Origin of the sequence: Dawidia soli (genome assembly GCF_018598185.1) — a bacterium.
In the GTDB taxonomy this organism is placed as follows: Bacteria; Bacteroidota; Bacteroidia; order Cytophagales; family Cyclobacteriaceae; genus Ohtaekwangia; species Ohtaekwangia soli.
Genome location: NZ_JAHESC010000090.1, coordinates 1 through 10476, shown reverse-complemented (window position 1 = coordinate 10476; position 10476 = coordinate 1). Strand labels below are relative to the sequence as shown.

The following is a 10476-nucleotide window of genomic DNA, read 5'->3' as shown; positions in this document are numbered from 1 at the left end:
AAGGCCGCGGTACGCGCTTGGACCTCGGTGGCGGGGGGGTGTACGTTGTAGGCCAGCGGACCCCGCTTTTTAGGCTGGTTCGAAATCCGCACCTGCGACGACAGGCGCGCGATCGGCTCCGACAAACGACGCGAGATCCACAACCCCGATACGAGCGAGAAAAACACCGCCCCGGTCAGCATGGCGATGTAGAACAGCCGCGCATTCTGCTGGGCCTGCACCGACTGCCGCAGCGAGTACTCGGACAACAGGAAGTACTGGTTGCTCAGGGCCGACGTCAGCTCGTTCAGCTCGCGGCGCAAGCCGTCTTTGCTGCTCAGGCCGATCTGCTGCTGAATGTTGACCAGCTCGTTGAAGAGCCGCTGGTATTCCAGCATGTGCGTGCGCGCCTCCGTGCTGTCGCTGTGAAACCGCGCCATGTCGTGCATGACCTTGATGGCCGCGTGGTTAAAGGTATTGCGGTATACCGTATCGTGCCGCAGGAAGAAATCCTTTTCATGGCGACGCAGGAACAACACGTTGACCAGGCTCGGGCCGGCGGATTCTTCTTCCAGCTTGTGCGCATGCCAGCGCATTCTCCCTTCCAGGCCGTCGTCCTTAAAACCCTTGCGATATACCAATTCTTCCAGGGCCACAAACTTGTCGTTGTACACGGAAAGCGTGCTGTCGATCGCATCGAGGTTGATGTCTACCTGGTAGCCTTTGCCCCGGGTCTGCTGACGCACCGCGCGGATCTCCGCCTGGATGCGCTTGTTCATGCTGTCGCGTAGCTCAAGCGCCGTGCTGGAGCGGGTCTTGAAGTAGCTTATGTTGTAGACGTCGAGGTCGAAAAAGTCGTTGTCGGATTTGATCAGCGTAAGCGTAAATACCTGCAGCTGACTGATGCGGCTGTGGATCAGCGCGATCTTGTTGGCGCGGTCGAGTATGTAGAGGGAAACGATGGCCAGGATGAGGATGAGCACCGTCAAGAATAAAAAACCCGAAACCATACGGCTCCGTATGGAATTAAACTCCAAAAATTTAAACACGGCTAGGTGGTTTTACTGGGCGGATCCGGCAACGCATGGGGCTCCGTTGCGGGAAATCCTTACAGGGTAGATGGTTAATGGTTTCCTTCCAGCCGGCAAGATACGAGGACCAATGCGCGTTTTTTATTCAGCGTGTGTTAAGTTATTGTTACGGGGCGGCGCACTGTCTTTTTCAAACGTATGATTTCGGTGGAATAACGCATGTTACCGGGCGCCCTCCGTCGGCGGGCGTGAATGTCGTGATCCAGAATCGTGGCCGGTGCCCCGGTGCCGCAAGGCTAAGCCGCCGGCATTTACGTTTACGGTATATTCCACATTCGTCAGACGGACTATTTCGGCTATGATATAATATGCAATTAACACAAACGTAAAACCTGTATGTTTTTCGCATTTTTTTGTTGTGATGTTATACTATTGTTACCATACAACCGGTTTTTACTATATATTTAACGCAACTATCCCGGGCACTTCACTGGGCCTCGTTATCCTTCGCGATCGTACACATACATTCTCCATACGAGTTATACGAATGATGTTCCTGCTACTGCTTCACCCACAGTAGCGCACTTGATAATTCCACCGTTTTAACGTCGTTCCAAACGTTACCAGGAAAACTATGAGTCAACCGGAAGATTCTTATACTGACAAGATAAAAGTAACAGAGTATGCGCACGGTGAGATCGGTCTTTCGGAAAAGATTCATCCCGACAGCACGCTGGTATTAAAATATTCAGGTCCGCTTTGCTACGCACGCGTGCGCGAGGTACAGGTAGACGCCGCCAGCGTGGTCAACATCGTGATCCGCGCCAAGGACCGTGTGCGCGTGCAGGTAACGTCCTCCGAGCCGCTGCTGATGTTATACATCGTGCTGAAAGGCGACCTGCAATACGGAACGGGCCAGCAGGTGGCCCATACCGCCCGCTTTCATTACAACCTGCTGTATCAGCCATCGTTGCAGCAGGATTTTATCTTGGAGAAAGGCCGGCAGTATGTGCTGCTGGCCGTACACTTCCGGCCGTCGGCCCTGCAGCAGTGGGCGGGGCTTCATCCGCTGTATTCGCACTTTCTCGAACAAGCCGCGCACCACGAATCGTCGGCCCTCTTTCACCAGGCGCGCCCTGCTTCGCAGGCGTTGATCTATGCGTCGCTGAACCTGTTCCGACGCACGTCGCTCTATAATACGAAGATCATGCGCCAGGTCGCGTTGCTCCATGTCCTGCGCCATGCAGTGATGCCGTTGTTTGCGACACTCCCCGCCGCACCGCCGGACCTGCAGCCTTCCGACCTGGAAAAGGTGCATGCCGCCCGTGCCTACATCTTCGATCATCTCGACGAAAACATTTCGGTGCGCGTGCTGGCCCGTGTCGCGGGGTTGAATGAGCGTAAGCTGAAGCGAGGATTTCATGCGGTATACCACACCACGGTGGGCACCTTTTTGCGCGAGGAGCGTATGCTGCGGGCGTTGACGCTATTGAAAGAAAAAAAGATGTCGGTGGCCCGCGTAGCCGCCGCCGTGGGATACCGCCATGCGCCCAATTTTTCGGATGCCTTCCGGCGGCACTTCGGCCACCCGCCCACCTTGTGCAGCGAGATCAGCCAGTTGTAGCGGAAGTACGACAAAGGTCAGGTGGCGCGGTGACGGAAGTCAAAAAACGCATTTCCAGTAATTTCCTACCTTGGAGCGTTTTAACGCCATAATCGCCGTATGAATAAGACCATCTTCATTGCTTCCGCCGAACCGTATACGGGCAAATCGGTGATCGCCCTGGGCCTCATCAACATGCTGCTGGCCCGCACCAGCAAAATCGGCTACTTCAAGCCGATCATCCGCCAGACGGCGCCCGATCAAAAAGAGATCCACATCGAGACGATCCTCCACCACTTTTCGCTGCCGATCGAATATGCCGACACATACGCTTTCAGCGGACAGGAGGTGCTGCGCCGCCTGGAGTCGGAAGACATGGGTGAGATCATCAACACCATCATCACCAAATACAAGAAGCTGGAAGAAGCCTATGACTTTACCGTCATTGAAGGCACCGACTTCCTGGGCGAAGGCCTGGCCTTTGAGTTTGAGATCAACGTATCGGTGGCCAAGAACCTGGGCGCGCCGGTGCTGATCGTGGTGAGCGGCGAGCGGCGTACCACGGCCCAGGTGGTAACGGCCGCGCTGAACGTGCTGCGCAACTTTGAAAGCCGCGAGCTCCAGGTCATCGGCATGGTGGTGAACCGCGTACAACCGGCACAGGTAGACGACGTGCGCGAGCTGCTGCGCCTGCAACTGCCCGCCGACATGATGCTGGCGGTTATCCCGTGGGAAAAGAGCCTGCAAAGCCCTACGCTGCGCGAGATCAAAGACGCCCTCGACGCCCGCGTGCTCTTTGGCGAAGAACTGCTGTCCAACCAGGCCGACAACTATGTGACCGGCGCCATGATGCTGCCCGGCTTCCTGAGCCACATCAAGGACAACGTGCTGATCGTTACCCCGGGCGACCGCGGCGACATAGTGATCGGCGCCCTGCAGGCCAACCTCTCCTCTACCTACCCCAAGGTAGCGGGCATCGTGCTGACCGCCGGCATCGAGCCGGACGAACCCGTCATCCGCCTGCTGCAGGGGCTCCAAACCGTCGTGCCGATCATCGCGGTGCAGAAGGGTACTTTTGAGACGACCACCATCATCGGCAACATCCACTCGCGCATTACGGTCGACAACAAGCAGAAGATCGCGCTGGCCATCGACACGTTTGAAAAATACGTGGATTGGAAAGCACTGGACGACAAGCTCTATACGTTCGAGCCCGAAGGCATTACGCCGCACATGTTCCAGTACCAGCTGGTGCGGTCGGCCAAGAGCCAGAAGAAGCACATTGTGCTGCCCGAAGGTAACGAAGACCGTATTCTGAAAGCCGCCGCGCGCCTCATCAAACAGGGCGTGGTAGACCTCACGCTGCTGGGCGACCCCGCCGAGATCACGGCGTCCATCCGCCGCCTGGGGCTGGACCTCGACCCGGCCGCCATACGCATCATTGATCCGGTAAACTCGCCGTACTATACCCCCTACGTGGAAACGTTGTACGAGCTGCGCAAGAACAAGAACGTCAACATGGAGATGGCACGCGACCTCATGACCGATGTATCCTACTTCGGTACGATGATGGTCTATAAAGGCGATGCCGACGGCATGGTATCCGGTGCGGTGCATACCACGCAGCACACCATCCGTCCGGCGCTGCAGTTCATCAAGACCAGGCCCGGCGTATCGATCGTTTCGTCGGTATTCTTTATGTGCTTGCCCGAGCGGGTGTCGGTCTTCGGCGACTGTGCCGTAAATCCCAACCCCACGGCCGAGCAGCTGGCGGAGATTGCCATCTCGTCGGCCGGGAGCAGCGCCCGCTTTGGCATCGAGCCGCGCATCGCCATGCTGTCGTACTCCTCGGGCAGCTCGGGCGAAGGCGAAGACGTAGAACGCGTGCGCGAGGCTACCCGGCTGGTGCGCCAGAAACGCCCCGACCTGAAGATCGAAGGGCCCATTCAATACGACGCGGCGGTAGACCCCCTGGTCGGGCGGCAGAAGATGCCCGGCTCGGAAGTGGCGGGCCGGGCCAGCGTGCTGATCTTCCCGGACCTGAACACCGGCAACAACACCTACAAAGCCGTACAACGGGAGACGGGAGCCCTGGCCATCGGCCCGATGCTGCAGGGGCTGAACAAGCCCATCAACGATCTGAGCCGTGGCTGTACCGTAGACGACATCTTCAACACGGTCGTGATCACCGCCATTCAGTGCCAGGACAACGCCACGCCTGCCGCATAACCCCGATCTTTTTTGTTACTTCACAGCATGAATATCCTTGTCATCAACGCGGGCAGCAGCTCGCTGAAATATCAGCTCTTCCGGATGCCCGACGAAAAGCCGGTCTGCACCGGCCTGGTAGAGCGCATCGGCCAAGCGGACGCCTTTATCCGCCACAAACAATGGGAAGGCGACGCCGAAAAAGTGACCGAGCGCACGGGAGGGCTACCCGATCACTACGCCAGCCTTCACGAAGTGCTCGCGATCCTGGCCACACCGGGCACCGGCGTCATCAGCAGTCCCGACGATATTGCGGTGGTGGGCCACCGGGTCGTGCACGGCGGCGAGCAATTCGCGGACCCGACGATCATCACCCCTGCGGTAAAAGAAACCATCCGCACATTGTTCTCGCTGGCGCCGCTGCACAACCCCGCGAACTATACCTGCATCGAGGTAGCGGAAAAGACCTTTCCGCACGCGCGCCAGGTAGCGGTGTTCGATACGGCCTTTCACCAGACGATGCCCCCCCAGGCCTATCGTTATGCCTTGCCGGAATCGTATTACCGGGAGAAGCGCATCCGCGTATACGGCTTTCACGGCACCAGCCACAAATACGTCACACAGAAGGCCATGGTCTGGCTGCAAAAGCCCGACGCCAAACTGATCAGCATCCACCTGGGCAACGGCTGCAGCATGGCCGCGGTAGACAGTGGCCGCTCGATCGACACGAGCATGGGCTTTGGCCCGCTGGCGGGCCTGATCATGGGCACCCGCTCGGGCGACATCGACCCGTCGGTGGTCTTCCACCTGATGGAGAGCGAAGGCAAGACCGAAGCCGAGATCAGCGCGTTATTAAATAAGCAATCCGGCCTCCTGGGCCTGACGGGCACGAACGACATGCGCGACATCCGCAAAGCCGTCCGCGCCAGCGACGCCCAGGCCACCCTTGCCTGCGACCTCTACGCCTACCGGGTGCGCAAATACATCGGAGCCTACACCGCCGTCCTGAACGGCCTGGACGCCATTATTTTTACGGCCGGCGTCGGCGAAAACGACGTCGACATCCGCGAAAGCATTTGTCAGGATCTGGACTACCTGGGCATCCGCCTGGACCTGGAAAAGAACCGGACGGCCACACCCGGCCTGCGGGCAATCCAATCGGCCGACTCCCGCGTGGCCATCCTCGTGGTCCCGACGAATGAGGAACTGGAAATTGCGCAACAATGCTACCGGTTGCCGGGTACGTAGCAGAGATTTTTTGAAGCCCGAGCGATGGCATCTGCCGGGAGTTATTATCTTTGCAGCCCCGTAATCACCCGGAGAGGTGCCAGAGCGGTTGAACGGGGCGGTCTCGAAAACCGTTATACCTTCACGGGTATCGAGGGTTCGAATCCCTCCCTCTCCGCCAATCCCATAAATGCCCGCCCGACGAAGGAGGGCATTTTTGTTTTAACGAAGTCGAGTCCGAGTGCCTCACTCGAGCGAGATTTCGTTAAAACAAAAATGGAGTGAGCGACAGCGAACGGGGGCGTTTATGGGATTGAAGCCCACCCCCAAAACGGGATCACGTAAGTAATCCCTGTCTCTCCGCAGATTCTCTCTAAGCGATGTGAGTTCCGAGAATCCATTGCACAGCGGTATGGTCGTGACCGTCCGGCTATCGTTGTCACCGTTACCCAGCAACACCCAGTGTAATCTACCACGTTAAAGGCGCCGGCGTAGTACCCTCACGTTTAAAAACTTCAGCCGTTGCGTTAAACTTACATACCCCCGCAACCGTGGACGGTTTTTGATATAATTGTGCTATCGAGATACGTAACGCCGCATGAACTTCAATTATAACGCTTTTATACTTGGCGCGCTGGCCATAACCGCTATCTATGGCAGCAACGTTTTATATTGTGTGCTATGCCGGCTTTACAACATCAGGATCATGGAGTTTTCGGTTTTCTTTTCATCAGGCTTCAGTATTCACCGCTCCAAAGTCGCGGGAATCGATTTTAGCCTGGGGTGGCTCCCGTTAGGCAGTTATGTTAAACCCCTGGGCATGGCTGCCAACGCGGAGGAACGCAGCCAGATTGCCCCTGAAGACCAGCCGTATGCGCTCTTTAACAAACCAGGCTATTTAAGGATCGTCTTTCTACTGGCTTCCCCGGCCACTATTGCCGTACTTTTTTTGACTACCTACATCATCGGCATCACGACATCTGCCGTGCCCCCGATGGACGCATTGTTTAATTATATGATCGATGGAGTACGCGCCATGTTTACAAGCCAGGTCAGCCATGAAGCGTTTGCCGCTCAAACACAGCAGATCCTGCAAGGAAATAGTGCCGTAATGATTGCCTTCCTGATACTGCTTGCTGTTTTCCTTGTCATCAACATCGGCCCCCTGGTGTCCCAATTGCTCTCATCAGCCGATGGGGAAGTGACCGGCGCCGGGCGCATCGTGATGATGGTGGCCATGATCGTTTTTATGTGGCTGGCATTGTGGAAGATCCCCATGTTTATATTCTCCTTTTTTTCCTGGCAGCAAAACATCATGTATGTTATCGACTGCCTGCTCGGCCTTCTTACGGCGGGTGTGGCGGCCTACTTTCTAACCATCGCCGTGGTGCGGGTGTTTGTCCGGTAACATGTATAATCAGCGCTGGCGCGGAGCTAGATGCTTGCTGTATAGCTATTAATCGTTAACCTCAAACTTTTACGCACAACGCGCCGAATTCCATAGACAATAAATCTTTTGCAGGCACCTTTTTACGGGTGACCGAACGTTACTGGCACAAGTCTATACCCCCCAAATTCCATCACAAAAATCTACCGGCTTTTAACTTAAGTTAAAATTCCGCCCATTGATTCCACTGACCTTTAGGGCCATAAATCAATCGTCACTTTAAAATCTTATGAAAACAATCTTCCAGAAAGGGTCATGGATCGGTATGATCGCCGTCAGCATTTTCCTTGGCCTTACCATCCATCCGGCGGCAGCACAGGATGCTCCCGCTGAGACGACAACATTGAAACCGGGCGACAAGGTACCGGACTTTACGCTGATGGATCAGCATGGCCGACCGTTCAAGCTCAGCCAGTACGTGGGCAAAAAGAAACTGGTTATTTTCTTTTATCCCAAAGACGAAAGCCCGGTCTGTACCCAGCAGGTCTGTGCATTCCGTGATGCCTACACGCAGTTTACGGATGCCAATGCACGGGTGATCGGCATCAACAATGGCACAGTGGCCAGCCACAAAGCCTTTGCCGACAAAGAGCATCTGCCCTTCACACTATTGAGCGATCCGGATAACAAAGTACTGAACTTGTTTCAGGTAAGAGAACAAAGCTTCGGTAACGATGTGAAAGTAAGTGGTCGTGAAACTTTTGTTGTGGGGCTGGACGGTACCATAGCCTATAGCTTCCGGGATTTTATGAAAGGTGATGAACACTCCAAACAAGTTCTGACGTACCTGAACGGAAAGTAACATTCAGCAAATGAAGAACCCATTATTCAACAATCGCCTGCCGGCATTTTTCGTGATGCTCGTTTTTATGCTCTGCTCTATTCAAGCCGTCGCACAACAACAAGCCGTAGCGCCGGAAATCAAGTTCACCACCCAGCAGTATGAGCAGGTGCTGGCGGCTGCGAAGCTCACCCATAAACTGATATTCGTAGACGCCTTTGCAACGTGGTGTGGACCTTGCCGGCAATTGAAGAAGACCACCTTTAAGGACCCCGAAGCCGCGGCATATTTTAATACGCATTTTATCAACTACAGTATGGATGTCGAAAAGGGCGAAGGAGTCACCCTCGCGAAAGGCTGGCAGATCGACGGCCTGCCTACCCTGCTAATCCTCGATGAAAACGGTAAGGTGCTCGCCACGCACACGGGATATGTCGATGGTAAGGGATTGATGGAATTTGCACAGGAAGCAAAGACAAATTAACGCCATGAAAATGAGTATGCTGTATACAGCCATCCTGCTGCTGGTCGCGGCTGGCGGCTTTGCCCAAAACGAAAGATCGACCCGCGGCCACGACCATAATCCGTGGTATTCCAATACGGATACGACCGTCTTGCAGGTAAGCAATACGGAGTGGAGAGCAATACTCCCGGCCGATCTGTATGCCGTTGCAAGAGAAAAAGATACGGAGCGCCCATTTACCGGAAAATATTGGAAAAGCACTACGAGAGGCACCTACTATTGTGCGGTCTGCGGCAATGTATTATTCCGGTCCGATGCCAAGTTTGCCAGTAGCTGTGGCTGGCCCAGCTTCTATGAACCCGGTCGGGCAACAGCCGTTCGCTATCAAGCCGATGATTCACATGGGATGCAGCGAACCGAGGTACTGTGCGGGCGCTGCGATTCCCATCTCGGCCACATCTTTGATGACGGACCGGCGCCCACACATAAGCGGTTTTGTATGAATTCCATTTCCCTGGACTTTGAACCGGATGCCAAAAAGCATTGAGGCTGAAGCGCAACATTTTCCTTCCCGGGCGCACCGGGTCAATCATCATTATTATCTTCTATGAAATGTAAAATTATACTAGCCGTGATGCTCGCAGGCACCACCGGCGGCTATGCACAGAACATGTTCAACATGTCGAGCCTTCACCCCGCCGACACGCTGCGCGGCGATGCCCAGGAACAGGCCATTCGCTACCCGTCCCTTCGCCAGGCATCGGTAACGGCTACTATCTTCGGTTCAGGACGTTTTGATTCCGACGTAAACGAAAAAGCCTTCACCGGCGGCAAAAGCCGGAATGCACGGATAAGCTCTTTTTTCACGATACCGGTAACACAGTGGAACGGCAACGTGATCAGCGCGACCCTGTATCACAATCAACAGTTCTTTAACGTCCGCGACGTGGATAACGAGCTGCCGGGAACGTTACTGAGCAACGACAACTTTTCTAAAAGCACGCTTGGCCTATCGCTGAACTTTTCAAGGACCGATGCCATTTTTCATACCCCCGTGGTATATTCTGCCGTATTCACGGCGATCTCGGATGATCTGCAACGTATAAAACGGTTCAATTTCAATGGCAGCATAGCCTTCCCATTGGTACGGACGGCCGACGTTTCGCTTTCGTTGGGCGCATTGGTACAAATCGATCCTTCTGCGCCGTTTCCGGTATTGCCGATCGTGAACTATTACCGGCGACTGTCCAACAGCGGACTCCACCTGATCGTAGACCTGCCCCAGGGTGTGATGTTGAAGCAGCCCTTGTCAAAAAATGCCTGGGTATACATTGGAAGCACAGTCAACACCTTCACTTCCTTCTATGAGCCCCGGAACCCATCGCTGCCCGAACGTATCAGCTACAATACCATTGAGTTTAAGAGCGGGCCGGGATTTGAATATCTCTTCGGCCGGTACGTGATTTTGGGGATCAGCGGCGGTATCAACACCATCGCCTCGGCCACCACGTTTTCGAAGGGGAGTGATTACAGCGATGCGTTCATCGAGAATACAAATAAGCCCGTGCCCTATGGTGAGCTCAGGATCTCACTGCTGCCCTTCTGATAGTCACCTCTGCTGGAAAAGGGGGGGGGGGGGGGGGGGGCGGGGGCGGGGCGGGGGGAAAAAACAAACCAAAAAAATCATAAGAAAAGAAACGAATAAGATTATCCGAGACAACAAGAATAAAAAAAAGA

At 55.1% G+C, this 10476-nt stretch carries 9 protein-coding genes and 1 tRNA gene; 9 read left to right on the top strand and 1 reads right to left on the bottom strand.

All coding sequences use genetic code 11. The features are described 5' to 3' along the window. Positions 1-1028 (bottom strand): hypothetical protein (locus KK078_RS29885; protein ID WP_254094622.1); only part of this gene is annotated, 1028 nt, incomplete at its 3' end. 616 nt (positions 1029-1644) lie between these two features. Between KK078_RS29885 and KK078_RS29880 the strand changes: the two genes are divergently transcribed. The 9 genes from KK078_RS29880 (at position 1645) to KK078_RS29840 (ending at position 10345) form a co-directional block, all read left to right on the top strand. After that, positions 1645-2634 carry a helix-turn-helix domain-containing protein gene (locus tag KK078_RS29880; protein WP_254094620.1) on the top strand — a complete coding sequence of 330 codons (990 nt, stop codon included), beginning with the start codon at positions 1645-1647 and terminating at the stop codon, positions 2632-2634. Positions 2635-2733: 99 nt separating this feature from the next. Next, complete coding sequence (gene pta / locus KK078_RS29875; protein ID WP_254094618.1) at positions 2734-4842, top strand: phosphate acetyltransferase; 2109 nt, start codon at positions 2734-2736, stop codon at positions 4840-4842. A gap of 27 nt (positions 4843-4869) precedes the next feature. Next, the gene (locus KK078_RS29870) at positions 4870-6069 is read left to right on the top strand and encodes an acetate/propionate family kinase (RefSeq protein ID WP_254094616.1); all 1200 of its coding nucleotides are present in this window, start codon (positions 4870-4872) and stop codon (positions 6067-6069) included. Positions 6070-6139: 70 nt separating this feature from the next. Next, positions 6140-6229: transfer RNA gene (locus tag KK078_RS29865), tRNA-Ser, on the top strand. Positions 6230-6754: 525 nt separating this feature from the next. After that, complete coding sequence (locus KK078_RS29860; protein ID WP_254094614.1) at positions 6755-7456, top strand: zinc metalloprotease; 702 nt, start codon at positions 6755-6757, stop codon at positions 7454-7456. Positions 7457-7724: 268 nt separating this feature from the next. Then, positions 7725-8297: a peroxiredoxin gene (locus KK078_RS29855; protein WP_254094612.1), complete on the top strand. Its 573-nt coding sequence runs from the start codon at positions 7725-7727 to the stop codon at positions 8295-8297. Between the two features lie 10 nt (positions 8298-8307). After that, the gene (locus KK078_RS29850) at positions 8308-8760 is read left to right on the top strand and encodes a thioredoxin family protein (protein ID WP_254094610.1); all 453 of its coding nucleotides are present in this window, start codon (positions 8308-8310) and stop codon (positions 8758-8760) included. Positions 8761-8770: 10 nt separating this feature from the next. Further along, positions 8771-9286, top strand: a complete 516-nt coding sequence (gene msrB / locus KK078_RS29845) for a peptide-methionine (R)-S-oxide reductase MsrB (protein WP_254094608.1) — start codon at positions 8771-8773, stop codon at positions 9284-9286. 60 nt (positions 9287-9346) lie between these two features. Then, a complete protein-coding gene (locus KK078_RS29840; protein WP_254094606.1) occupies positions 9347-10345 on the top strand; it encodes a hypothetical protein in 999 nt (332 codons plus the stop codon). Positions 10346-10476: the final 131 nt, after the last annotated feature.